Consider the following 24,688-nt stretch of genomic DNA (forward strand, 5'->3'; position numbering starts at 1 on the left):
TTTTGTTGTCAACGACACGTATATAGTTGGAGTAACTATTTCCACTGTGGTTTCGTTACTATCTGTTTCGAAATACGGGTTTCGCAACGATGCGAATATCCACACCAACCTGTCGAACATCTTTAATTTCTAGGTCAATAACGTCAGACATTGAAGTGAGCCCTAATGCACCCATCAAACCTCGTCCGTCACTGCCCATAAGTTTAGGTGCTAAATAAAGGATTAGCTCATCCACCAGCTGCTCTTCAATCAAGCTTTTTGCCAATGTTGCGCCCGCTTCGACCCAAATATGGTCGATATGATTGGCAGGTAATTGACGCATCAGATCGTGCAAATCGAGCTGACCTGCATCTGTGGTTGCGACTTCAATATCAGCAGATGCTTCGGCAACTCTCAACACCAATGTTGGAGTCTGGAATAACTTGAGTTCAGGACGCAGTTGGTTTTGACGATCAAGAATCACGCGAATCGGCTGACGCAGCTCATCTTCAGCGTAATGACCTTTGATACTGCTTGGCAACTCTGCCCAACGAACATTCAACGACGCGTTGTCTTCAATCACCGTCTGGCTAGTTGACAACACAGCGCCTGATTTTGCTCGGTAGTTCTGAACATCACGACGTGCTTCTGGCGATGTGATCCACTGGCTTTGGCCATTTTCCAATGCCGTTTGCCCATCAAGGCTAGCGGCCATCTTTAACTGAACGAATGGCATGCCAGTTTGCATACGCTTGATAAATGCAGGGTTCAAGTCGAGAGCGTCTTGCTCTAGCAAACCGATTTCAACCTCAATACCCGCATCGCGTAGCATTTTGATACCACGACCTGCGACTTTTGGGTTTGGGTCCTGCATGGCACAAATCACTTTGGCTACTTGAGCCTTAATCAAACCTTCAGCACAAGGCGGCGTTCGACCGTAATGAGAACAAGGCTCTAGCGTGACATAAGCCGTCGCACCTTTTGCTTTGTCGCCTGCCATTCGCATGGCATGTACTTCAGCATGAGGTTCGCCAGCTTTGGCATGAAAACCTTCACCAACGATCTGACCGTCGGTTTGTACAATGACACAACCCACATTAGGGTTTGGCGCAGTAGTGTAAATGCCGCGTTTTGCTAACTGAATAGCACGCGACATCATTTGAAAATCTAGGGGAGTAAAGTTTGACATGATTGAGGAGTTAATCCTCTAATTTAGCGATTTCTTCGCCAAACTCTCGGATGTCTTCAAAGCTGCGGTAAACAGAGGCAAAACGAATGTACGCCACTTTATCCAATTCTTTCAATTGGCCCATCACAAGATTACCAATCATCTCGCTTGGTACTTCACGCTCACCAGTTGCACGGAGTTGTGACTTAATCGTACTGATCGCAAGTTCAATCGCGTCAGCACTCACTGGGCGTTTTTCTAGGGCGCGCTGTACACCACCCACCATTTTATCTTCATTAAATGGTTCGCGGTTTCCATTCGACTTTATGACTTTAGGCATCACAAGTTCTGCCGATTCGAACGTAGTAAAACGTTCACTACATGCAAGGCATTGACGGCGACGACGAACCTGATGGCCATCGGCTACCAGTCTTGAATCGATTACTTTAGTGTCGTTCTCTGAACAAAAAGGACAATGCATATCACCTCCAAATAATTGAATATCAGTGTAACGGAATTGCCAAACGTTAGGAAAGAAAAAGGGCCAATTAAGGCCCTTTTGTGTGGTGATTCATTGATTATTGCTACTCGACCGCCATTTCAAAAATGAGCTGAGGAGTAAAATTAACGACCAGCGTTAACCGCGGACTAAATAGTTCGCTTTACCTACCCATTTGTAGCTTGTCAGCTCTTCTAAGCCCATTGGGCCGCGAGCATGCAATTTCTGAGTAGACACGGCAACTTCAGCACCTAAACCAAACTGTGCTCCATCAGTGAAACGTGTTGATGCATTCACATAAACCGCTGCAGAACCAACAGAGTTAATGAAACGCTCTGAGCTCTCTAAGCTATTGGTCATGATCGCATCTGAATGACTCGCGTTGTGTACACGCATATGGTCAATCGCTTCTGCCACATCCGCTACCACTTTCACGCCTAGCGTGTAGCTTAGCCATTCAGTGTCAAAGTCGCCTTCAACCGCATCACGTTGGTCTTCAAAACCCGCTAGCAGCGATTTTGCACTGGTATCAGCAACTAAGGTTACCTTGCCGGCTAAACGCTGTTTCAGCTTAGTTAGGAAAGCTTCAGCAACCGCTTCATGCACTAGCAGTGTATCTAACGAGTTACACGCCGATGGACGTTGAACTTTTGAGTTTTCGACCACATCGACAGATTTCTCAAGATCAGCGCTTTCATCAACGAAGATATGACTGATACCAAAGCCGCCGATGATTACTGGGATGGTGCTGTTCTCTTTACACATCTTGTGCAGACCAGCGCCGCCACGAGGAATGATCATATCCACGTAGTCGTCCAGTTTAAGCAGTTGAGAAACGAGTTCACGATCAGGCTTCTCGATGTACTGAACAGAAGCGGCTGGAAGCTCCGCTTTCTCTAATGCAGACTGGATAACCTTAACCAGTTCCATGTTCGAGAAAAACGTCTCTTTACCACCACGTAGAATGCTTGCGTTACCTGTCTTCAGACACAGAGCTGCAATATCGATGGTTACGTTCGGACGCGCTTCATAGATAACACCCACCACACCAAGTGGCACGCGGCGGCGAGACAGTGACATACCGTTTTCTAGTACTTTGCTGTCAATTTCGCTGCCAACTGGGTCATTCAGGCTAATCACGTTACGAACATCGTTAGCGATACCGGTTAAGCGCTCTTCGTTAAGAAGTAGACGATCGAGCAGTGCGTCAGTTAAACCCGCTTCACGACCCAGTTCGATGTCTTTCGCGTTCGCTTCTAAAATCGTTGTTGCGTTTGCTTCTAGCTCATCAGCGATAATCGCCAATGCTTTATTCTTTTGCGCCGTAGATGCGGTCGCTAGGTGGAAAGCAGCGTCTTTTGCTGCGATACCCATGTTAGTTAAATCCACGTTTAACTCTCCCTAAATTCTGTCTGTCTTTGGATGCAAAAAGGTGATTCACCTTATCATCACGAGCTACTCTTGGATTACAACTAGGTCGTCACGGTGAATGACTTCTGACCCATAATCGTATCCAAGGATGTCGCCAATATCTTTACTGTGCTTGCCTGCAATTTTTGCTAGGTCTTGGCTTGAATAACTGGCGATACCACGCGCAATTACTTTGCCTTTGCTGTCTGTGACTTGGGTAACTTCACCACGAGAGAATTCGCCTTTAACTCGAACAACCCCTTTCGCCAACAAGCTGCTGCCTTTGGTGTTGACTGCGTTTACTGCGCCGTCGTCAACCACGATGTCACCTGCTGAAGCAGGGCCCGCTAAAATCCAGCGTTTACGGTTTTCAAGCGCTTCCGCTAAAGGCAAGAAACGTGTGCCTTGTGGGTTATCACTCAGTGAATCAAACACCACATTTTCAGCACTGCCCGCAGCAATAATCACTTCGATGCCTGCGCGACGAGCAATGTCAGCCGCCTGCAGTTTTGTCGCCATGCCGCCAGTACCCAACGTAGTACCGCTGCCACCTGCGATCTTACGCAGCGTGTCATCAATGGTTTTCACTTCTTTGATGAGCTCAGCATTTGGATCTTTACGAGGGTCAGCCGTAAACAGGCCTTTTTGGTCTGTTAGTAGCAAAAGCTTATCAGCACCGCACAAAATACCCACTAAGGCCGACAAGTTATCATTGTCGCCCACTTTAATTTCGTTGGTTGCTACTGCGTCGTTTTCGTTTACTACCGGAATAATATCGTGCTCAACCAGTGCGTTGATCGTGTCACGTGCATTAAGAAAACGCTCGCGATCATCGAGATCAGCACGAGTCAGTAGCATCTGGCCAATCTTAAGGCCATAGATAGCAAACAAAGACTCCCAAACTTGAATCAACTGACTTTGCCCAACTGCCGCAAGCAACTGTTTGCTCGCCATTGAGTTGGGAAGTGCGGGGTAACCAAGGTGCTCACGTCCTGCTGCAATTGCACCAGACGAAACCATAACCACAGAGTGGCCTTGTTTTTTTAATTCAGCACATTGACGAACCAGCTCAACCATATGAGCGCGGTCTAATGCCAATGTTCCACCAGTTAAGACACTGGTACCCAGTTTAACAACGACAGTTTTACGCTGTGTTGTTGTCCCGCTTTGATGATTTGTTGTCATGAAGTCTTTTATGGATAAAACAAATAAGAGGTGATGTTTTAGCAATCAAAAGGGGAATTCACAAGCAGAAAAGGTGCGAAATCGCACCTTTTTGCTTTATATAGAAGAGTAACCTTTAAAATTAGACGAATTCGACAGACTCTTCGTCTAATTGGATACTGATTTCAAACTTACTTTGAAGTTCATCAACCAGTTTTTTGTGGAAGGCTTCTTGAGTTCGAGAGACCTCAGCGACCGCCTTTTTAGGTAACGGCAAAGAATCCCAGTTACCATCGATGTTGTACTTGCCGATATTGTACTTCGCCGAATATCCCTCTTCCGACTTATCCAATTCCAGCCACCAGCCCCAGAACTCGCGTTCTTCTGGTGATTTTTTATCGTTCACACACACAGACAAGCAATCAAAAATGTAATGACCATCTTCTGATTGCGGCTCCCTCAAGTAAGGCCCAATAGCCTTTAAAACGTTTAACAAGCGATAATGCGTAGGTTGTTGTGTCACTTCTGACATATTGAATCTCCATTTCAATGTTAAGAATGACGTTACTCAGACTGCAATACGTAGAAAGCACGCAGTTGGATTTTATAAATTCTCTCTGAGTATCAGGTACTTACTTTGTACACTTTTCATGCTTAACTAATTTCGGAGAAATGTCATCTAAATAATTCATCCTCAAGCCACTTTATCGCTAATTCGAGGGATTGCTCATACCCCTGTGTAATTGATTTGGTTTTGATTTTCTTCGCTTTGCCGTAATCACTGTAAATAGCAACCAGTTGATTATCCAGATGCGGTGAAACAGGGTCACCTTCCAAAGCCAATGCCAAAATAGGAACACTGGTTTTACTGTTAGCCAGCAAGCCTTGCACCTTCAATGACCAAGCCATCAGTTGCCCAGAAAGGCTATTGATATCCACCGCTCCTTTGCCAAGACGCGAAGCCAATACATCTAGATGCATTTTAGGCATCTGCTTAAGTTTGTCTGCATGAACAAAGATATCGTGAATTGGCGCGCCTAAAGAAATACACGCTTTAATCTTATGTTGCTCGAGGAAAGATAATCTCACCATCGCATTGCCACCGAAGCGGAAACCAAACAAGCCGACTTTGTGGTGATCGACCCATGGGATGTTAGGCAATTCATTCAGCACTGCTTGGTGAAGACAAGATGAGTCTTCTGTTAACGGCCAATGTGCACTGTGCCCTATTGATGGCATGTCTACCGTTAACATAGCAATGTTCTTAGGTGCTAAATAATCCCTAAACAGGCGCCACATATCGGTTTGCAAGCTATCTAGACCCGCGCTGACAATCACAACCGGTTGTGGTTTATCTGTCTTGGTTAGATGCAAGTTCGCTTTGATCTTCTTGTTTTGGTATGGAATATCAATCTGCTTGACGATCAACTTAGTGTGCTTGATCGCTTCAGAATACGCTGCGTTGGCCAACACTTGAGCCTGAGCTGCCAAGTTGTCGTTCTTGAGGTGTGGGTAACCCGCAATACTGAAGCACAACGATGCGGAAAATAGCTCTTCAGCCATCTCTTCACCATTCTTCTCATTAGAACGATTTTGATGCTGCATACCCAGCTTGGTCCATTCGTATGCCCAGTTACCACTTCGGTAACCCATGACCGTATCAAGCCACTCATCGGTTGTACGAGAGTTATCTGATGACGCGATGCGAGCCAATACCGCTTCCTGCTCTATTGGATTAACGCCTTGCCATACCCACTGAAGACGTCTTAGGTTTCGATACCATGATGAGTTTTGCTGTTCACGTTTCTCATCCAATAGCGCTTCAGAGCTTGGCATGTATTGTGTCAACATTGAGGTCTCTTTCGCTTGCTTGTGCTTTACAAACAAAGTTTCCGAAAGGTTCGAGCTCGTTTCTTCTGGTTCAGACATTGGGATACTTAATAAGAAATGGTTGTCACTAATAATATAAAAAAAAATGACCCTATAAAGGGTCATTTCTCAAAAAACTAAGTTTACGCTTATTTTGACTTGCGATTTACTGGCTCTACGTAGCTTAGGCTAGTATCCCAAGGTTGCTCAATCCATGTGTCTTGAGCGATATCAACAATGTACTCGTCTAGCAAATCAGCGCCAGATGGTTTTGCACATACAGCGATCAGTTTCGCTTTAGGGTACATTTCGCGAAGCTTACGTGCAGTGTCACCACTATCAACCAAGTCTTCAACGATTAGGAAGCCTTCGCCGTCACCTTCAGGTGCTTTAACTACTGTCATATCACGTTGGTGATCGTGGTCGTAGCTAGAAATACAAATCGTATCTACGTGACGAATACCTAGCTCACGAGCCAAGATTGCACCAGGAACCAAACCACCACGGCTTACTGCCCAGATGCCTTTCCACTGCTCTGCTGGCATTTGCTTTTCAGCAAGTTGACGGCAGTAAGTCTGCATGTTGTCCCAAGTGATAACGAATTTGTTGCTCATAGTATAAAACCTAATAATTTTGTCATGTTATTAGAGGCTATTTCAAACATAGCCTCTTCAGCGATTAAGCAGAAATCTAGACGATTAAGCGAAAATGTATTTAAGAATAAAGATAGCCGACATTACCCACACAGCAGGTGAAACGTCGCGACCTTTACCACTTAGCAGCTTAATTGCAGCGTAAGCGATGAAACCTAGTGAGATACCCTCAGCGATAGAGTACGTCAGCGGCATAAGCAGACATGTTACCACGACTGGTGCTGCTTCCGTAAGATCACGCCAATCAATGCCAACTAGGCCAGACATCATCAGAATTGCTACATAGAAAAGTGCACCTGATGTTGCGTAAGCCGGAATCATACCTGCAAGTGGCGAGAAGAAAAGAGCCAGTAGGAATAAGATACCAACAACAACAGCCGTTAGACCGGTACGGCCGCCTTCAGCAACACCCGCAACACTCTCAACATAAGAAGTAGTATTTGATGTACCTAGCAGTGCACCAATAGATGTTGCTGTAGAGTCAGCAAGCAGTGCTTTGTTCAAGCGAGGTAGTTTGCCGTCTTCTTTGATTAGGTTTGCTTTCGTTGCAACACCAACCAGAGTACCCGCTGTATCGAACAAATCGACGAACAAGAACGCGAATACCACTGAAATCATACCGATTTCAAATACAGCAGAGAAATCAAGCTGCATGAATGTAGGAGCAAGGCTTGGTGGTGTAGACATGATGCCGCCGTATTGAACGTCACCAATAACAATGCCAAGAGCTGTGATAGCTAGAATCGCAATCATTACTGCCCCTTTCACGCCACGGTGAACAAGAGCAATCGTTAGGAAGAAACCAAGTGAGCCTAGGATAGGAGCAATCGCGGTAATGTCGCCCAGTGAAACTTTAGTTGCTGGGTTAGAAACAACGATGCCTGCATTGCTAAGCGCAATAAACGCTAGGAAAAGACCGATACCTGCAGAGATACCAACACGCAGAGACATAGGGATCGAGTTGATAATCCATTCACGGATCTTAAAGATGCTTAAGAAGATGAAGATTACGCCTGATACGAAAACCGCTGCCAGAGCAACTTGCCACGTATAACCCATACCCATTACAACAGCGTAGGTAAAGAATGCGTTCAAACCCATGCCTGGAGCTTGAGCAATTGGGTAGTTAGCAACAAAGCCCATGATGAAACAGCCAATAGCAGCCGCTAAACAGGTTGCTACAAATACAGCGCCATGGTCCATACCAGCATCAGCTAGAATCATTGGGTTTACAAAAATGATGTAAGCCATTGTTAGGAAGGTTGTTAGACCTGCGATGATTTCAGTGCGCACATTGGTGCCATTTTCACTGAGTTTGAATAGCTTTTCGAACATTATCGAATCCTATAAGGGTAAAAAGTAAACGGTTGCGTAATCGATTGGCTGTGGATTATAAAGTTATCAAATAACAAATTCCAGATAGAATTAAGGCTCTAATCGATATTTATCAGAATGCCGTATGAAACAAAGCGATTAAAAATGAAGATATCATCGATAAATAACCATTAAAAACAAACAATTAACAACAATAGACTCACTAAAACTAGTTGGTTGTTTTTTCTACCATCGGTTATTTTCATTGATAATCTAGCCAGTAAATTCTGAATTCAAACTCACAATAGTTATGTATTTTTCAACAGGATCAGTAATAAGGCGCAAATTGATATTTCGGCGTTTAAAAAACAACCACGCAGAACAGCAAGGAAAGTGACAAGCGAAAGCGGTTTGGAAAAGTAGCAGGCAAAAAAAACGCCACTCAAAACTGAGTGGCGGTAGAATCTGTCAACCAAAAGGGCTGTAAAAGAATTCCAATATATAGGGGTGAACAAAACTGTTCGAGTTACATGCTTACGGTATTAGTAACCAAAGCTTGTAGGGTATGCAAAGTTGCTAGTGTAAACAGAGCTGTTAATCCAGAACATTGCAGATGGTAAACCTTTCATAACTATCACCTTAATAAATCAATAAAAAACGAATTTGATTTCTCGGTTCCTTGGAGGCGATAAAACGGACTCATCCTTTGAGCATTTACTCTTCATCTCAGAAGTTGGTTATTAATATACCCTAAAGAAAAAAGATTACAAGTATTTTTTGCTATACGTCACATTTTTTGCCATTTACGGTTATTTTGCAAACTTGTTTTTGTAATAAAATTACAGAATAGAATTAAACAAACGTTTGCCTGCTCCATTTATAAGCATCAAGGCGCTTAGCTGTGATCAGATGGACAAGATCGCTTTCAAAATTTGAGCTATTTGAGGTTTAGAACCGCTACTCGTCAAAACGCTCAAGTGGTATGCTGTTGCCATCAAAACAGACCCATATTTTAGATTTTTGTTCTAGGTTTTTCCCCATACAAAACCTAAATATATGGTTATTAAATAAAAAAGGAGTCATCCGTGTCTGAATTACATTCTGAGATCAGTAAATTATCCCCTGCCCCTATCTGGCAGTTCTTCGATAAGATTTGCTCAATCCCACACCCTTCTAAGCATGAAGAAGAGCTTGCTCAATACATTATTGCTTGGGCAACAGAGCAAGGCCTAGATGTACGTCGTGACCCAACGGGTAACGTATTCATCAAAAAGCCAGCAACGGCGGGTATGGAAAACAAAAAAGGTGTAGTGCTACAAGCTCACATCGATATGGTTCCACAAAAGAACGAAGACACAGTTCATGACTTTGCTAAAGATCCAATTCAACCATACATTGATGGTGAGTGGGTTACAGCTAAAGGCACAACGCTTGGCGCTGATAACGGCATGGGCATGGCTTCTTGCCTAGCGGTTCTTGCTTCAAACGAAATCCAGCACGGCCCTATCGAAGTTCTACTAACAGTAGATGAAGAAGCAGGCATGACTGGTGCTTTCGGTCTTGAAGCGGGTTGGTTAGAAGGCGATATCCTTCTTAACACCGATTCAGAGCAAGAAGGCGAAGTGTACATGGGTTGTGCTGGCGGTATCGACGGCGCAATGACATTTGAAATTGCTCGTAATGCGATTCCAGCTGACTTCGTAACACGTAAGCTAACGCTAAAAGGCCTAAAAGGCGGTCACTCTGGTTGTGACATCCACACAGGTCGTGCAAACGCAAACAAACTGCTTGCTCGCTTCCTAGCGGGTCACGCAAAAGAGCTAGACCTTCGCATCGTCGAATTCAAAGGTGGTAGCCTTCGTAACGCGATCCCTCGTGAAGGTTTCGTAACGGTTGCTGTTCCTGCGGCAAACCAAGAAAAACTGGCTTCACTATACAACTACTACACTGAGCTGCTTTCAACAGAGCTAGGTAAAGTAGAAGACAGCATCGTGACTTTCAATGAAGAAGCTTCTGTAGAAATGGGCGCACTTGCGTCAGCAGACCAAGCTCGCTTTATCGCGGCACTTAACGCATGTCTAAACGGCGTGATTCGTATGAGTGACGAGATTGAAGGTGTTGTGGAAACGTCTCTAAACGTAGGTGTTATCACAACAGAAGAGAACTCAATCACAGTACTTTGCCTGATCCGCTCTCTTATCGATTCAGGTCGTAGCCAAGTAGAAAGCATGCTTCACTCTGTTGCTGAACTAGCAGGCGCTAACATCGCGTTTTCTGGTGCTTACCCAGGTTGGAAACCAGACGCAGATTCAGAAATCATGCATATCTTCCGTGACATGTACGAAGGTATCTACGGTCACAAGCCAAACATCATGGTTATCCATGCTGGTCTTGAGTGTGGTCTATTCAAAGAACCTTACCCGAACATGGATATGGTTTCTTTCGGCCCAACCATCAAGTTTCCGCACTCTCCTGATGAGAAAGTGAAGATCGACACCGTTGAGCTATTCTGGAACCAAATGGTTGCATTGCTTGAAGCGATCCCAGAAAAAGCTTAATTCGATAAGCTATGTTTGTTCAGTAAATGGTGTTTTACAGTAAACACCGTTTATCTGAGACAAAATAAAACAGGTACTCAATGAGTACCTGTTTTTGTATCTAATCTTTGTAGCTACTACTTGTGACTAAATAAGCAATTAAGCGCGTGAAGCCGCGTAGCTTTCTAGCTCATCAATTGAAGTTTGTGCCACAACTTCGCCATCGATGAAGTACGTCACCATCTCGCCATCACGAACACCGATTAACGTCGCACGCTCACCAGACTGGTAAGTAATGTCCATTTGGATCGTGTTTTCATCAATCTGCTGCATTTGACCTTTTTCGATCACATCTGCACTCGTGATAGGACCCACTGGCGCTTCCGTTAGAGACGGATCAAGTTGGTGGTTGATGTCTAGGTAAGTATCAGTCTTAGTATCAAAGATGTGCGGAGCACCTGTTAGTGGGTTGCTACCAGTCCAGAACTCTAGTGAGTTGAATACTAGGTAATCGGCAGCAACTGTTAGACCGTATGCAGGTGCAAGTAGCATGTTCAAACCACCACGAGCGTAACGGTTATCAACAGCCTTGATGTTGAACTTCATTAGGTAACCCGTTACTGCGTTGCTACCAACACAGCCAGATAAAGCAACAGATACCACCGCTAGTGCTACAACTTTTGAAATTGTTTTTTTCATTTTTATCTCGATATATGAATTTGGCCGCCAAAAAATGGCGGTGGATAATACCAACGAACTGAATGACAAATATCAGCTCTAAGTTAATGTATTGTCAGAAAATTCAAAATTTTAAACACCCTTCAATTAGCCAGATAAAAAACTGAAACCAATTCAGAAGCCCCTTCATAAAAAACTTTTGTCGTCACCGTAAAGCGATTGATTCGTACTAAAAATCAACGATTGCTACATTCCGTGTTAACGAATTATCACCATGTTGAGAACAACCTAAATGGCAAGACTAAAACCTAATCAACCATTCGAATTACTTGGTTATACTGTTCAGCCAGGACAGCGAATGGAGATTGAACTGCAAGCGGCTCAGCTTTACACGCATTCTCCACTTTCGATCCCGATTGAAATTATTCACGGTCGCCAAGCAGGCCCAACACTGATGGTAAATGCGGCTATCCACGGCGATGAGCTAAACGGTGTTGAGATTGCACGACAACTGACCAATGCGATTGATCCAAAGAAACTGAAAGGGACATTAATTGTTGTGCCTATCGTTAACGTATTTGGCTTTATCCATAAATCTCGTTACCTACCAGACCGTCGTGACCTAAACCGTTGCTTCCCTGGCAGTGAGAAAGGATCGTTAACATCACGTATCGCTTACACCTTCTTTGAGAACGTGGCAAAGCACTGTGATTACATTCTGGATCTACACACGGGCGCGATTCACCGTACCAATCTGCCACAGATTCGTGCAAACCTATCGAACCCTGAGACACTGCGCATCGCAAAAGCGTTCGCAACACCCGTGATTATTGATTCTCCACTGCGCGACGGTTCACTGCGTAGCGAAGCGGAAAAACTGGGTATTCCTGTATTAACTTACGAAGGTGGTGAAGCGCTGCGTTTTGATCACCTCGCGATTCGTGCGGGTTACCTTGGCGTGCATCAAGTGATGAAAGAAATCGGCATGCTGCGCCCTAACCGTAAGAAGTTACCAGAGCCAGTATTGAGTAAATCCACCAGCTGGATCCGCGCTGAATCAGACGGTATTTTGCGTAACATGGTAAGACTTGGCGAACAGGTTGAAGCAGGACAAACCCTTGCTTACATCAGCTCTCCATTGGGTCACCAAGAAGGCCAAGTGATCACAACCAAAGGCGGTATCGTGATTGGTCAGCAAACTCTGCCTTTGGTCAACGAAGGTGATGCTGTGTTCCACATCGCTTACTTCAAGCAAGACGATGAAGAAGTAGGACAATCAGTAGAAAGCTACATTGAAGAAGTGGCAGAAGACGATTGGCTAACTGCACTGAATAACTGATCAGACAATGCTTAACAGTTTAAGAGCTCGACGTTAAAAGCGAGAAGCCAAACCGAGCTCTTAAACACAATAAAACAGAACTCCACAAACTAAAAAGCCCCAAAACACTTTTAACTCGAAAGAAAAAAGTTGTATCGGGGCTTTTTTTTCACAAATCCCTTATCTTAAAATTAAGGGATCTATAAATTAGTCATGCACTGAATTATTCAGCGTCTTGTTGCTCTTCTGCACGAGCTTTAGCGCGCGCTTCACGTGCTTGCTCAGCTTTAAGCTCTTTAGTGTGACGTAGTTCGTCACGCTCTTTACGTTGCTCTGATTTACGCTCGTTACGTTCAGCTTGGTTAGCGATGAAAGATGCTAGCTCTTTCTCTGCCCACTCTTGTGCTAGAGCTTCAGTTTCGAAACCAGACTCACGCTTAGATACTGTAGTGCTGCGAGACGTTACTTGACGAGTAATCTCTGCACACCAACCGTTGCGTTTTTCTGTAAGGCGGATATCAAATTTTTTGTTCTTAGACATGTTCTATTTTTTCCTAAGGGAGATCATTAAGGGATCGGTCAACTTTGATAACTCCATCTAAGTGAGCATCTTTTAACACCATCCCTTGGTAAGCGCGGTATTAGAGCACAAATCAATGAATATTGCTGCAAATATTTGCAGCGGATCACACTCCCATGCTGCAAATCGTTTGCGCCGGATTTCAATGGGTTCGTAACTCTCGATTCATCATCAACTTCTGTGCAATTTTATCGACAACAATGAAATGAACTATGCTCAAACAGAGATAAATGAAAGAGATACCTGCTTGCTCAGGTTTATAGACTCTACTGCCTCACCTACTCCGCCCATAATTAAAATAGCTAAGGAGTTGCTATGGATAGCTTCATCAAAAATTTACCCAAAGTTGAGCTGCACTTACATATAGAAGGCACATTAGAGCCAGAGCTGATGTTCCAACTCGCCAAGCGTAATAACCTGTCGATTCCCTTTGAGACCCCAGACCAAGTTCGAGACGCGTACCAGTTCCACAATCTTCAATCCTTTCTCGATATCTATTACCAAGGTGCAAACGTACTGATTCATGAACAAGATTTCTACGACCTGACGTGGGCTTATCTGTTGAAGTGTCAGCAAGATAATGTGGTTCATACTGAGATCTTCTTCGACCCTCAGACTCACACTGAACGCGGCATTGACTTTGAAGTCATCGTTGGCGGGATTACTCGAGCTTTGAATCAAGTGGAGCAAGAGCTTGGTATCAGCAGCCAACTGATCATGTGCTTTCTGCGTCATCTCGATGAAGACAGCGCTTTTGAAACACTCAAACAAGCCCTTCCTTATAAAGATAAGATCATTGCCGTTGGGTTAGATTCATCAGAACAGGGCAATCCACCAGAGAAGTTTAAACATGTATTCCAAGAAGCGATCAACCAAGGCTTTCTGACTGTCGCGCACGCCGGAGAAGAAGGCCCAGCACAAAATATTAGCGACGCACTGAGCTTGCTAGGCATTACCCGAATTGATCATGGCGTTCGCTGTGTAGAAGATGAGGATCTGATGGAACAGCTAATAGCAAAACGCACACCTCTAACAGTCTGCCCGCTATCGAATACCAAGCTCAAGGTGTTTGAGACCATGCAAGAGCACAACATCGTCGAGTTGCTGAGAAAAGGGCTGTGCGTCACCATCAATTCCGATGATCCGGCTTACTTCGGCGGCTATATGAATGATAACTTCCTCGCCGTCGCCAATGCTCATCCACTGACGAAAAACGAATTAGCGCAATTCAGTATTAATGCCATCGAAGCCAGTTTCATCTCGCCTCATGCCAAAGAAGATCTCATCACACAGGTACGTCAATATCTTGCTGCGAATACTTAATGAGTTATCAAGATCAAAAAGGGAAGCTCAGAGCTTCCCTTTTAGTATGAGTTGATAACCCATTGGCTTAGCCTGGGTGACCATCCACTCTTGGCGTTAAAAGCATCATGCCGAACTTCCAGATAAACAACCCGAATGCTAACGTCCATAAACCCGCGCTGATGTTCACCATCTCAAATAAATACGCAGGGAAGAAAGTCACACCTACGCTGCGAACCAAAGCCGCGATAAAAATAGCCGAGAACGCTAACGCCATACTTGGCCCTTTATAGATTGCACGACCCGTGTGCCCCATTGTCACACGCGTAATCATCGCAAGAATTAACCCACTCAAACCGCCAATCGCAAACAAGTGCAGCATGTTGTGGCTCGCGAACGGGTTGTCTAATAAACCACGTAGCAGCAAGCTTAAAGGGATGCATAGGTAAGCCGCATGCAGCGACCACACCAAGGGTTCAGATAACGTAGTCCAAGGCTTCCAGCGGATAAAGCGCACCAACTGAGTCACACCTGAAAATACCATCAACTCATTGCCGACTTGAGCAAAGGTCAATGGGAAGAAGCTCAACACAAATAAGCCCACCAAAGGTAGATTCGCTAACCATTCCAACCAAACCAGTGGTTGTGCTTTTTCAAAGTCAAAGCGACGTGCCGTGAAGAACGGAATAACTCGCCCACCCATCACTGATAACAGCAAAGTAAACCACCACAACATCGCTTGCCATACCGCAGACGACGGGAATGGAGGCATGCCCTTAATGGTTGCGTAACTAGCAAAGTTCGCCACGATAGCCAATATAAACAGCGGCACAAAGAATAGATTCTTCCAGCCTTTCGATTTAACAACTCGGAAACCAATTTCGTAAGCGGCGAAGATTAAGAACAACGCCTCAACCGATGAGATCAGCCATAACGGTGCGGGGGTCCAAAACAGAATACGAGGTGCGAGCCAAAAGCCCACAAGAATTGCCAACCGATAGTGCTTGGTTCCATTGACACCCGTCCAGGTTTGTACTGCCGTTAACACAAAACCGACCACTATCGCCATTGAGAAACCAAACAGCATCTCATGCACGTGCCACCACAGTGCGGGAACTTTTAAAATCTCAGGCTGACCGTTTTGGAACATGATGACCCAAGCGACAATCGCGATCACTGCATAGAGACTGCCTAAAAAGAAGAAAGGTCGAAAGCCTAAACGCAGGTAGGCTGGAATCGCGTCTTCTACACTTTTATCTGTGATATTTAACAAACTCGCTCCTAATTCTCAGATAAGCGGCCAAGGTATTACCTAAACCAAATTTTGTATGCATCAAATCCGATGCAATATGCAGATAACACTGCATGAAACGCGCCAATTAGATAAAACCAGTAAAAACAGCGACTCACGAGATTCACTAGCCAATAAACAAGTCAAAAAAACACAACCAAAAGAGTCATAAGGACATATAGATGTATAAATAGAAACTTACTGACTTTTGGTATCTCGCCACATATAGTAAGACTAGACTTAAATGGAACAACTCAGACAAGGAATGCGATGTATATTTTTGGTTATGGCAGTTTAATCAACTCATCTTCACGCCAGCTTACCGGTCAGACAGGGCAAGCGATCCCTGCGATTGTTCATGGCTTAATTCGCCATTGGAGCAAGATCGATGACAGCTATGTGTTATCACCTTTGATCGTCAATCTCGGCGAGGGACAAGTGAATGGTGTGTTGCTTGAGGTGGATGATATTGCACTGGCTGAGTTTGATCGCCGTGAGCGTGGTTATCACCGAATCGAGTTAAAGGCCTCTCAGATAGAAAGCCAAGATGAATTCAAACAGGATCAACCGATCTGGGTTTACATCAAAGACGAGATTGAAGCACCTTGCGAAAACAGCCCTATCGTTCAAACCTACGTCGATACTGTATTAGCAGGATGTTTAGAGGTGTCTGAAAGCTTTGCGGCGCACTTCGTTAAACACACACAAGGTTGGCATCACCCATTAGAAAATGATCGCCACCAGCCTAAATACGGCAACCTTGCTGGGGTTTCCGATCACCATCACAGTGTGATTGATGGCTTGATACTAACTGTACGCAGCTAGTTGATTTAGGTTGGTGAACACATTGACTCACCAACCTAAAGTGAGCTTAAACGACACGAATACCTGCTGGCATCGCACGTTCAGGTGTTAGCAATACACTTTCAGATTCATCTTCCGTTTCTGCACAAAGCAACATGCACTCAGAAGTGTGGCCTCTCATCTTCGCCTTCGCTAGATTGCACAAAACAACAACCTGCTTACCCATCAACTCTTCTTCTGTGTAGTAAGGGACTAGGCTGGTCACCGTTTGCAGTGTCTTGTCACCAACATCCACTTGCACTATGTAAAGCTTGTCCGCGTTTTCATGACGCACAACCTCAATGATCTTACCGACACGCATTTCTAACTTAGCAAAGTCACCATAAGAGACAGTATCCATTTCTCACTTCCTATATTGGTTTATTTTCACTCATTAAATCATTTACTAAAATTAAGTAAAATGTAAATGTTTACACTAGCATTAAGCCTAATAATTACAAGCGGTAAAGATCTCATTACTGGAAGTAAAATGAGAGTTTCGTTGCCTTACTATCATTGTCGGTGTTAAATAGATGAAGCAATGTATAGAGGTTAAAAATGGCAACAATTAAAGATGTAGCAAAGGAAGCTGGTGTTTCTGTTGCAACCGTATCTCGAGTGATCAACAAGTCTCCCAAGGCGAGTGCAAGCTCGGTAGAGTCTGTAACTAAAGCGATGTCTAAACTTGGCTATCGACCGAATGCCAATGCTCGAGCGCTGGTAAGCCAAAGCACGAACACTGTTGGTGTATTGGTCGGTGACATCTCCGATCCCTTTTTTGGCACGCTGGTTAAGGCTGTCGACAATGTCGCTCGTGAGAACGGAAAACATATCCTTGTCGGTAATGGCTCGCACGATCGTGAAGAAGAGAGACAAGCGATTGAATTGCTGATTAACAGCCGTTGTGACGCCCTGGTGATCCACTCTAAAGGCCTCACCGACGAAGAACTGATTGCCTATGCAAAAGAGGTCAAAGGCTTAGTACTGATCAACCGTTATATTGCTGAGATTGCCAACCACTGTATTTTCTTAGACAACAAAAAAGGTGCGTATCTTGCGACGGAATATCTGATCCGCCATGGCCATAAGAACATTGCCTGTATCGCCTCATCGCATAGCATTGAAGATGCCGATGAGCGTATCCAAGGTTACTTAGCGGCACTCTCAGATTACAAAATAGCGCTCTCTGACAGCTATATTGAATACTCAGCGCCGACCAGTGACGGTGGCGAATACGCCATGACTAACCTTCTGACTAAGTCACTGCCAATCACTGGCATTGTGGCGTACAACGATTACATGGCAGCTGGTGCTTTGTCTGTCCTTGATGAAAACGGTATTCAAGCGCCAGACAAAATGTCGATCATCGGTTTCGATGATGGTTTGATTGCCCGCTATGTTCATCCAAAGCTCACCACTATTCGCTACCCGATTCAGATGATGGCAGAGAAAGCGACACGACTCGCGTTGCACTTAGCCAAAGGTGAAAACACCTCAACTGAACCAATGATGTTCTCTCCAACTCTGGTACGCCGTAATTCGGTAGAGAAAGTCTAGGTTCTGGTCGACTCATCAAGCAATAAACAAAAAAAGCCCTAACAGAATCGCTTCTGTTAGGGCTTTCCTACCTTACTCAGATACTCAACAATCGCGCTTAATAAACCGCACTCTTGTTGAGCGCCACTTTTGCTCATCCCCCAAGAACAACGCGATAATTCACATCGTCCTATTCACAAACAAAAGATATTGACGTAACCGCTTTGAGCTAGAGCGTACTAGTTTGAAGAATCCCCCGAAAATTCAAACTGGTAACAGGTACTGTAGTTATATTCTTGTTCAGGCTTGAGAATACAACTGTCCTGCTTCCACTCTGGGTGGTTAGGAGAGTCAGGTAAGAACTGAGTTTCTAGCGCCAAACCAGCGTAGTCTTCATAGCTGCCACCACTTCGGTTTGGTGTGCCACCAAGCCAGTTTCCGGTGTATAGCTGCATCGCAGGTTTGGTTGAAAATACTTTTAGTGTGACGAGCGCATCCGGTGAGGTTACGGTCGCGGCGCATTGAGTGCGTTTGCAGCCATCAGCCAATAAGAAAGAGTGGTCGTAACCCTTTGCTGCTTTCTGCTGTTCATCGCCCAACAAACGCTCTGAGATCATCATAGGCTGATTGAAGTCAAAGCTGGTCGATTTCACTGATTTAAGGTTACCTAACGGAATACCCACCGAATTGGTCGGTAAGAACTGATTAGCATTGATACTGACAATGTGTGACAAACAATCGTGTCCAGCTTCAGCGCCAAGTAGATTGAAGTACGCATGATTCGTTAGGTTGACTACAGTCGGCTTGTCTGTGGTTGCAGAGTAATTAATGGACACTCGATTGTCTTCGGTGATGTCATAACGTACCGACACATTCAAATTCCCCGGGAATCCTTGGTCGCCATCAGCAGACTCTAGACTGAACACCACTGACGTTTCGGTTTGCTCGGCAATATTCCAACGGCGTTTATCAAATCCGTTCGGGCCACCATGTAAGGTATTGCCCGCTTGGTTGGTTTCCAGCTTGTAATTCTGACCATCAATTTTGAAACGACCATTAGCAATGCGGTTAGCATAACGGCCAACGGTTGTGCCCATATAGCTGGCTTGTTTATCGAAGTTCTCCATTGAGTTAACACCCAACAACACTTCTCTTTTGTTTCCCTTTACTGGCAGGATACAGCTCAACCATGTTGCACCAATATCCATGAATGTCACTTGAATGCCATGCGTATTTGATAGCGTCACTAACTGAGCGGGTTGGCCATCATAGGCTGGAGTCTGCGCCATGGATTGATGCAGGTTTTGCTCTTGTGTCATTCTAAATTCCTTCTAGTGCCAGTAAAAAGCCTCTACCTGAAGTAAAGGCTTTAGCATTTGGCCTACCATGATCTTTTTACTTGGTAAGCTCTATATTAAGTCTCGAAGCCGTTAGATTACTTCAACTAAGCCTGCTCCGTCTTTCGCTTGGCACACATAAATAGATTCTTTTAGCCCCGTCGCCGCTTGATATTTCTGTTCAACGGTTGTTTTGATTTCATCAACCAATGCAGGTGGAACCAATGCCACAATACAACCACCGAAACCACCGCCAGTCATACGCACGCCACCTTGTTCACCGATCACTTCTTTGACCATATCAACCAGCGCATCAATCTCTTTCACCGTGATTTCAAAATCATCACGCATTGATGCATGCGATTCAGCCATCAACTCGCCCATACGCTTCATATCATGAGTGCGTAGAGCTTGAGCCGCTTCAACAGTACGGTCATTTTCAGTAATCACGTGACGAGCACGTTTCGCGACCATTTCATCCAATTCAGACTCTTTCGCTTTGAATTGCTCAATGGTCACATCACGAAGTGCCGGAACACCAAAGATGCGCGCCGCTTCTTCACACTGTTCACGACGTGTGTTGTATTCGCTGTCGACTAAGCCGCGTTTCTTGTTTGAGTTAATGATAACCACAGCCATATCTTCTGGCATTGAAACCGCTTGAGTCTCTAGGCTACGACAATCCAAAAGCATCGCGTGGTTTGCGCGACCTTCTGCAGAGATCATTTGGTCCATGATGCCGCAGTTACAGCCCACAAATTCGTTTTCGGCCTGCTGACCATTTAGCGCCACTTCAGCTTGGCTGATCTCTAGGTTATAAAGCACCTTGAATGTTTGACCAATCACCACTTCCAGCGCCGCAGAAGAACTTAAACCTGCACCTTGAGGCACGTTGCCCGTTACAGAGATGTCTGCACCTGTAAATTCAAAGCCGCGACCTTTTAAGCACTTCACCACACCACGAATGTAGTTCGCCCACATCTTGTCTTGTTGGAATGTGATCTCTTGAGTTAAATCGAACTCATCGACTGCATTACCGTAGTCCACTGATACTACGCGAACAATGTTGTCGTCACGCTTAGCCGCGGCGACTACCGTTTGGTAGTTAATGGCACACGGTAGAACAAAACCATCGTTGTAGTCAGTGTGCTCGCCGATCAGGTTCACACGACCTGGTGCTTGGATAATATGAGTCGCTTGGTAACCAAGGACTTGCTCAAAAGATGCTTTCACGTTTTGGATTAGGTCAGACATAAGTAAACTCTCTGGTTAAACTCTTTGTTCAATTGGTTATGGCCCCTTTACGGCACCACTTTAATTCTTTTAGATTCCCTATATCGTTCGTCGCTCACGGTAGGGAATGACAACATCAGCGACTAAACTTTTAAGCTTCTAAGCTCTTAAACTTATGGGCTTTTCATCTGCCGTCATTCCAGAATCGAGGGACGAGATATCAGGAATCTCGCTCGTTATCTACGAAGTAGGCTATTCCTGCTCTTTATAGTGAACGTCACTCAAATCACGAAGACGTTGCGCGGCTTGTTCTGCAGTTAAATCACGCTGAGACTCAGCCAGCATTTCGTAGCCGACCATGAACTTACGAACCGAAGCACTGCGTAACAGTGGCGGGTAGAACAACGCATGCAGTTGCCAGTGATCGATGTCGGTGCCTTCTTCGAAGAACGGTGCATAGTGCCAGCCCATTGAGTAAGGGAATGAACACTGGAACAAGTTGTCGTAACGACTGGTCAGCTTCTTAATCGCAAGCGCTAAATCATCACGCTGCTCGTCAGTCAGTTCGCTCATACGGCGAATGTGTGTTTTTGGTAGCAACATGGTTTCAAATGGCCACGCCGCCCAATAAGGAACCACAGCAATCCAATGTTCAGTTTCAACCACAGTGCGAGAGCCGTCTTTCATTTCAGCTTCAACGTAATCCACTAAAAGATTCGAACCTTGTTGTTCGAAGTACTCTTTTAAGAGTTTCTCTTTGCGTTCAATCTCGTTGGGCAGAAAGCTGTTCGCCCAAATTTGACCGTGTGGGTGAGGCTGAGAACAGCCCATGGTCTCGCCTTTGTTTTCAAACGCTTGAACCCATAGGTAGTCTTTACCTAGCTCTTCAATCTGTTCATTCCATGTGTCGATAACACCGCGAATCTTGTTTACTGGTAACTCTGGCAGCGTTTTGCTGTGGTCCGGAGAAAAACAGATCACGCGGCTCAACCCGCGAACACCTTGAGTCTTGAATAGAGGGTTATCAGACTCTGGAGCGTCAGGTGAATCAGGCATCAACGCCGCGAAGTCATTACTGAATACATAAGTGCCGTCGTAATCTGGGTTTTCGTCGCCCGAGATACGCGTATTGGTTGGGCACAAGAAACACTCTTTCTCATACGCAGGAAGCTGCGCAGTCGATGGTTTTTCATCTTGGCCACTCCAAGGACGTTTTGCTCGGTGCGGTGATACTAAGATCCACTGACCCGTTAATGGGTTATAACGACGATGCGGGTGGTCTACTGGGTTAAATTCAACTTTTGACATGTTTAGATTGCTCTCAAATTTTGTGTCTTGGTCAATTCACCAAGATGAATAATTCTTCTACAAGGAGATTCCCTATCACGCTCGTGCCTCGCTGTAGGGAATGACGTGTAATCTCGTTGTGCTATTTGTGCAAAGGCCACCACTTCATAGCCTTATGCTCATCCGTCATTCCAGAATAAAGGTACGAGATATCTGGAATCTCTATTTTTTCAATAGCTTAAAAGTTCTTTAGTAACCTTGTGGGTTATTCGACTGCCAATTCCATGTATCCGCCGTCATCTCCATCACGCTACGCGTCGCCTTCCAGCCAAGCTCGCGCTCTGCTTTTTCAGTACTTGCCCAACATTCGGCAATGTCACCTGCGCGGCGTGGGCAAAGTTCATAAGGAACCGGTTTGCCCGATGCTTGTGCGAAGGCTTCAACCATCTCGAGTACACTTGAGCCTTTGCCCGTACCTAGGTTGTAAATGTGTAAGCCCGCTTTCTCGCCAACCACTTTTAGTGCTGCTACGTGGCCATCAGCCAAATCCATTACATGAATATAGTCACGAACGCCTGTGCCATCGACTGTTGGGTAATCGTTTCCAAAAACAGCCAGTTTTTCACGGCGACCGACGGCTACTTGAGCAATAAACGGCATTAAATTATTTGGGATACCTTGTGGGTCTTCACCCATAGTGCCCGATGGATGTGCGCCAACTGGATTGAAGTAACGCAGTAAAGTCACGCTCCCGTCGTTCTCCGCGTTGAACAGATCGCTCAAGCACTCTTCCACCATATATTTGCTGCGACCATAAGGGTTAGTTGTCGCGCCAGTTGGTGAAGTTTCAGTAATCGGCACTACTTCTGGATCGCCGTAAACGGTAGCCGAAGAACTAAATACGATGCTTTTCACGCCCGCTTTCTTCATGCTTCGAGCTAACACTAGTGAACCATTAACGTTGTTATCGTAGTACTCCAAAGGCTTAGCCACCGACTCCCCTACCGCTTTCAGGCCAGCAAAGTGAATCACCGCTTGGATATCGTTTTCTGAAAACACGCTATCTAGAAAAGATTGGTCACGAATGTCGCCAAGATAAAACGTTGGGCGCTTGCCAGTTAACGACTCGATTCGTTCCAGCACTAGCTCTTTGCTGTTGCAAAGGTTATCAACAATGATCGGCTCCATACCTGCCTGTATCATTTGAATGCATGTATGACTTCCGATGTAACCCATGCCGCCCGTAACCAGTACTTTCACAATCAACCTCTCTTTGTCGTCATTCGTGGGCTAACTCGAACTGACATTCAGCTCAGTAGCACCGTATGTCAGAAATAGTAGCAGCCATTTTGACTATAATTCTGTGATCAAAACCACGAAGTGTAAACGTTTACACTAACTTTCATCATTGGTACTGCTAATGACATAGAGGAAATGTATAGCTGTTAACCTCTAATTTATTGAATTTTAATAAGATAATTATAGATAGTTAGATTTGAGACATCACAGATGAGTTGAGCATTTATTTTACTAAAAGTTAATGCAATGACGTCCAGTTTGATTACAATAGGTCTGTAGAATAAAGAGGTGCATTGCTTTTTTACTAAATACCAATTTCAAAGCAGCGCAATGTTCCAATAACAGGAAGTGAGTATGGCAACGTTAAAAGATATCGCGACTGAAGCGAATGTATCATTGGCTACAGTTTCAAGGGTTCTCAATGAAGATCCAACATTAAGCGTCAAGGAAGAGACCAAAAGGCGTATCTTTGAAATTGCAGAGAAGTTGGAATACAAAACCAGCAGCTCACGAAAAACCGTTAGCAGTAAAAAACAAAACCATCACTTCCTAGCACTGTATAACTACAAGCAAGAAGCGGAAGTTAACGACCCTTACTATCTATCGATTCGCCACGGGATTGAAACCCAATGTGAAAAGATGGAAGTTAAGCTAACCAACTGTTATGAAAGTAAAATACAGATCAATTCAGCACCAATCACAGGTGTTTTGTTGGTGGGTAGAATGACACCAGAGGTTATCGAGCAAGCTAAAAAGCTGAGCGATAATATCTGTTATGTCGATTTTACCGATCACTCAGAACCTTATGACTCTGTCGATATCGACCTGGCTTTGATCAGCAAAGAGATCACCAACTTCTTTATCAACCAAGGCTATGAGCGCATCGGCTTTATTGGTGGCCAAGACGACGTCAATACCCCTGATATTCGTGAAGTCGCTTTTGCTGAATATGGTGGCCTCAAGAACGTTGTCAGTGAGCAAGACATCTACCGTGGTGACTTCTCTAGCTCATCAGGTTACAAGCTTGCAAAACAGATGCTCGCGACGGGCGACTACCCTAAAGCCATGTTTATTGCGTCAGATTCCATCGCAATTGGCGTTTTACGAGCAGTTCATGAGCACGGATTAAACATCCCTGAAGATATTGCGCTGATCAGTGTAAACGACATCCCAACAGCTAAATTTACCTTCCCATCTTTATCAACTGTTCGTATTCACTCTGAACTAATGGGAATTCAAGGCGTTAACCTGCTAATTGAGAAAGTACGCGACGGCCGAACCATCCCATTACGCGTCTATGTACCAAGCAAACTTAAGCTGCGTGACACAACAAAATAATTAAATATATCAAATGGATAAATTAAGGCTGCCTTTGTTGAAGGTGGCCTTTT

At 44.8% G+C, this 24,688-nt stretch carries 22 protein-coding genes; 6 read left to right on the plus strand and 16 right to left on the minus strand.

Annotated features, from left to right (window positions below):
• Nucleotides 1–58 precede the first annotated feature (58 nt).
• From ribD to ACED41_RS00810, 8 genes are all read right to left on the minus strand, one after another.
• On the minus strand, nt 59–1,138 hold the full coding sequence (gene ribD, locus ACED41_RS00775; RefSeq protein ID WP_371724333.1) for a bifunctional diaminohydroxyphosphoribosylaminopyrimidine deaminase/5-amino-6-(5-phosphoribosylamino)uracil reductase RibD: 1,080 nt from the start codon (nt 1,136–1,138) through the stop codon (nt 59–61).
• Nucleotides 1,139–1,178: 40 nt separating this feature from the next.
• Entirely contained in the window at nt 1,179–1,628 is a 450-nt protein-coding gene (nrdR, locus tag ACED41_RS00780) for a transcriptional regulator NrdR (RefSeq protein WP_004734394.1), read from the minus strand.
• A gap of 156 nt (nt 1,629–1,784) precedes the next feature.
• Nucleotides 1,785–3,035: a glutamate-5-semialdehyde dehydrogenase gene (locus tag ACED41_RS00785; protein WP_017060786.1), complete on the minus strand. Its 1,251-nt coding sequence runs from the start codon at nt 3,033–3,035 to the stop codon at nt 1,785–1,787.
• Nucleotides 3,036–3,101: 66 nt separating this feature from the next.
• Nucleotides 3,102–4,286, minus strand: a complete 1,185-nt coding sequence (proB, locus tag ACED41_RS00790; protein WP_012604650.1) for a glutamate 5-kinase — start codon at nt 4,284–4,286, stop codon at nt 3,102–3,104.
• 76 nt (nt 4,287–4,362) lie between these two features.
• Nucleotides 4,363–4,752 (minus strand): sigma factor-binding protein Crl, encoded by a 390-nt coding sequence (gene crl / locus ACED41_RS00795; protein WP_065677578.1) that lies wholly within the window; start codon nt 4,750–4,752, stop codon nt 4,363–4,365.
• Nucleotides 4,753–4,895: 143 nt separating this feature from the next.
• Entirely contained in the window at nt 4,896–6,149 is a 1,254-nt protein-coding gene (gene frsA / locus ACED41_RS00800; RefSeq protein WP_371724334.1) for an esterase FrsA, read from the minus strand.
• A gap of 89 nt (nt 6,150–6,238) precedes the next feature.
• Entirely contained in the window at nt 6,239–6,703 is a 465-nt protein-coding gene (gene tet(34), locus ACED41_RS00805) for an oxytetracycline resistance phosphoribosyltransferase domain-containing protein Tet(34) (protein WP_009847475.1), read from the minus strand.
• 84 nt (nt 6,704–6,787) lie between these two features.
• The gene (locus ACED41_RS00810; RefSeq protein ID WP_017060789.1) at nt 6,788–8,077 is read right to left on the minus strand and encodes an NCS2 family permease; all 1,290 of its coding nucleotides are present in this window, start codon (nt 8,075–8,077) and stop codon (nt 6,788–6,790) included.
• Between the two features lie 1,064 nt (nt 8,078–9,141).
• Between ACED41_RS00810 and ACED41_RS00815 the strand changes: the two genes are divergently transcribed.
• The gene (locus ACED41_RS00815) at nt 9,142–10,614 is read left to right on the plus strand and encodes an aminoacyl-histidine dipeptidase (RefSeq protein ID WP_371724335.1); all 1,473 of its coding nucleotides are present in this window, start codon (nt 9,142–9,144) and stop codon (nt 10,612–10,614) included.
• A 138-nt stretch (nt 10,615–10,752) separates the two neighbouring features.
• Here the strand turns inward: ACED41_RS00815 and ACED41_RS00820 are convergent, their stop codons facing one another.
• Entirely contained in the window at nt 10,753–11,292 is a 540-nt protein-coding gene (locus ACED41_RS00820; RefSeq protein WP_048605541.1) for a DUF3332 family protein, read from the minus strand.
• 271 nt (nt 11,293–11,563) lie between these two features.
• Here ACED41_RS00820 and ACED41_RS00825 point away from each other — a divergent pair, with 271 nt between their 5' ends.
• Nucleotides 11,564–12,610: a succinylglutamate desuccinylase/aspartoacylase family protein gene (locus tag ACED41_RS00825; protein WP_017060792.1), complete on the plus strand. Its 1,047-nt coding sequence runs from the start codon at nt 11,564–11,566 to the stop codon at nt 12,608–12,610.
• A 202-nt stretch (nt 12,611–12,812) separates the two neighbouring features.
• Here the strand turns inward: ACED41_RS00825 and ACED41_RS00830 are convergent, their stop codons facing one another.
• Complete coding sequence (locus ACED41_RS00830) at nt 12,813–13,130, minus strand: DUF3622 domain-containing protein (RefSeq protein WP_017069509.1); 318 nt, start codon at nt 13,128–13,130, stop codon at nt 12,813–12,815.
• A gap of 354 nt (nt 13,131–13,484) precedes the next feature.
• Here ACED41_RS00830 and ACED41_RS00835 point away from each other — a divergent pair, with 354 nt between their 5' ends.
• On the plus strand, nt 13,485–14,492 hold the full coding sequence (locus ACED41_RS00835) for an adenosine deaminase (protein ID WP_371724336.1): 1,008 nt from the start codon (nt 13,485–13,487) through the stop codon (nt 14,490–14,492).
• A gap of 67 nt (nt 14,493–14,559) precedes the next feature.
• On the opposite strand, the gene ACED41_RS00840 is transcribed toward ACED41_RS00835, so the two are convergent.
• Nucleotides 14,560–15,744, minus strand: a complete 1,185-nt coding sequence (locus ACED41_RS00840; protein ID WP_371724337.1) for an NnrS family protein — start codon at nt 15,742–15,744, stop codon at nt 14,560–14,562.
• A 288-nt stretch (nt 15,745–16,032) separates the two neighbouring features.
• Between ACED41_RS00840 and ACED41_RS00845 the strand changes: the two genes are divergently transcribed.
• The gene (locus ACED41_RS00845) at nt 16,033–16,587 is read left to right on the plus strand and encodes a gamma-glutamylcyclotransferase family protein (protein ID WP_017060795.1); all 555 of its coding nucleotides are present in this window, start codon (nt 16,033–16,035) and stop codon (nt 16,585–16,587) included.
• Nucleotides 16,588–16,633: 46 nt separating this feature from the next.
• Here ACED41_RS00845 and ACED41_RS00850 read toward each other — a convergent pair whose 3' ends face one another.
• On the minus strand, nt 16,634–16,966 hold the full coding sequence (locus tag ACED41_RS00850; RefSeq protein ID WP_017060796.1) for a tRNA-binding protein: 333 nt from the start codon (nt 16,964–16,966) through the stop codon (nt 16,634–16,636).
• 197 nt (nt 16,967–17,163) lie between these two features.
• On the opposite strand from ACED41_RS00850, the gene ACED41_RS00855 reads away from it, so the two are divergent.
• On the plus strand, nt 17,164–18,162 hold the full coding sequence (locus ACED41_RS00855; protein ID WP_017066816.1) for a substrate-binding domain-containing protein: 999 nt from the start codon (nt 17,164–17,166) through the stop codon (nt 18,160–18,162).
• Between the two features lie 218 nt (nt 18,163–18,380).
• Here the strand turns inward: ACED41_RS00855 and galM are convergent, their stop codons facing one another.
• The 4 genes from galM to galE form a co-directional block, all read right to left on the minus strand.
• Entirely contained in the window at nt 18,381–19,460 is a 1,080-nt protein-coding gene (galM, locus tag ACED41_RS00860) for a galactose-1-epimerase (protein ID WP_017063325.1), read from the minus strand.
• Between the two features lie 111 nt (nt 19,461–19,571).
• Nucleotides 19,572–20,732: a galactokinase gene (gene galK / locus ACED41_RS00865; protein WP_017060799.1), complete on the minus strand. Its 1,161-nt coding sequence runs from the start codon at nt 20,730–20,732 to the stop codon at nt 19,572–19,574.
• A 231-nt stretch (nt 20,733–20,963) separates the two neighbouring features.
• Nucleotides 20,964–22,019, minus strand: a complete 1,056-nt coding sequence (locus tag ACED41_RS00870) for a UDP-glucose--hexose-1-phosphate uridylyltransferase (RefSeq protein ID WP_017060800.1) — start codon at nt 22,017–22,019, stop codon at nt 20,964–20,966.
• A gap of 228 nt (nt 22,020–22,247) precedes the next feature.
• Nucleotides 22,248–23,258: a UDP-glucose 4-epimerase GalE gene (galE, locus tag ACED41_RS00875; RefSeq protein ID WP_371724338.1), complete on the minus strand. Its 1,011-nt coding sequence runs from the start codon at nt 23,256–23,258 to the stop codon at nt 22,248–22,250.
• A gap of 393 nt (nt 23,259–23,651) precedes the next feature.
• On the opposite strand from galE, the gene ebgR reads away from it, so the two are divergent.
• On the plus strand, nt 23,652–24,635 hold the full coding sequence (gene ebgR / locus ACED41_RS00880; protein ID WP_017069515.1) for a transcriptional regulator EbgR: 984 nt from the start codon (nt 23,652–23,654) through the stop codon (nt 24,633–24,635).
• Nucleotides 24,636–24,688: the final 53 nt, after the last annotated feature.

Origin of the sequence: Vibrio sp. 1F255, assembly GCF_041439145.1 — a bacterium.
In the GTDB taxonomy this organism is placed as follows: Bacteria; Pseudomonadota; Gammaproteobacteria; order Enterobacterales; family Vibrionaceae; genus Vibrio; species Vibrio crassostreae_C.

What these genes read in the sequence shown, in the direction of transcription:
- ribD (WP_371724333.1), bottom strand. Translation starts at nt 1,138, where the DNA reads ATGATGTCGCGTGCTATTCAGTTAGCAAAACGCGGCATTTACACTACT.
- nrdR (WP_004734394.1), bottom strand. Translation starts at nt 1,628, where the DNA reads ATGCATTGTCCTTTTTGTTCAGAGAACGACACTAAAGTAATCGATTCA.
- crl (WP_065677578.1), bottom strand. Translation starts at nt 4,752, where the DNA reads ATGTCAGAAGTGACACAACAACCTACGCATTATCGCTTGTTAAACGTT.
- frsA (WP_371724334.1), bottom strand. Translation starts at nt 6,149, where the DNA reads ATGTCTGAACCAGAAGAAACGAGCTCGAACCTTTCGGAAACTTTGTTT.
- ACED41_RS00810 (WP_017060789.1), bottom strand. Translation starts at nt 8,077, where the DNA reads ATGTTCGAAAAGCTATTCAAACTCAGTGAAAATGGCACCAATGTGCGC.
- ACED41_RS00820 (WP_048605541.1), bottom strand. Translation starts at nt 11,292, where the DNA reads ATGAAAAAAACAATTTCAAAAGTTGTAGCACTAGCGGTGGTATCTGTT.
- ACED41_RS00825 (WP_017060792.1), top strand. Translation starts at nt 11,564, where the DNA reads ATGGCAAGACTAAAACCTAATCAACCATTCGAATTACTTGGTTATACT.
- ACED41_RS00830 (WP_017069509.1), bottom strand. Translation starts at nt 13,130, where the DNA reads ATGTCTAAGAACAAAAAATTTGATATCCGCCTTACAGAAAAACGCAAC.
- ACED41_RS00835 (WP_371724336.1), top strand. Translation starts at nt 13,485, where the DNA reads ATGGATAGCTTCATCAAAAATTTACCCAAAGTTGAGCTGCACTTACAT.
- ACED41_RS00845 (WP_017060795.1), top strand. Translation starts at nt 16,033, where the DNA reads ATGTATATTTTTGGTTATGGCAGTTTAATCAACTCATCTTCACGCCAG.
- ACED41_RS00850 (WP_017060796.1), bottom strand. Translation starts at nt 16,966, where the DNA reads ATGGATACTGTCTCTTATGGTGACTTTGCTAAGTTAGAAATGCGTGTC.
- ACED41_RS00855 (WP_017066816.1), top strand. Translation starts at nt 17,164, where the DNA reads ATGGCAACAATTAAAGATGTAGCAAAGGAAGCTGGTGTTTCTGTTGCA.
- galM (WP_017063325.1), bottom strand. Translation starts at nt 19,460, where the DNA reads ATGACACAAGAGCAAAACCTGCATCAATCCATGGCGCAGACTCCAGCC.
- galK (WP_017060799.1), bottom strand. Translation starts at nt 20,732, where the DNA reads ATGTCTGACCTAATCCAAAACGTGAAAGCATCTTTTGAGCAAGTCCTT.
- ACED41_RS00870 (WP_017060800.1), bottom strand. Translation starts at nt 22,019, where the DNA reads ATGTCAAAAGTTGAATTTAACCCAGTAGACCACCCGCATCGTCGTTAT.
- ebgR (WP_017069515.1), top strand. Translation starts at nt 23,652, where the DNA reads ATGGCAACGTTAAAAGATATCGCGACTGAAGCGAATGTATCATTGGCT.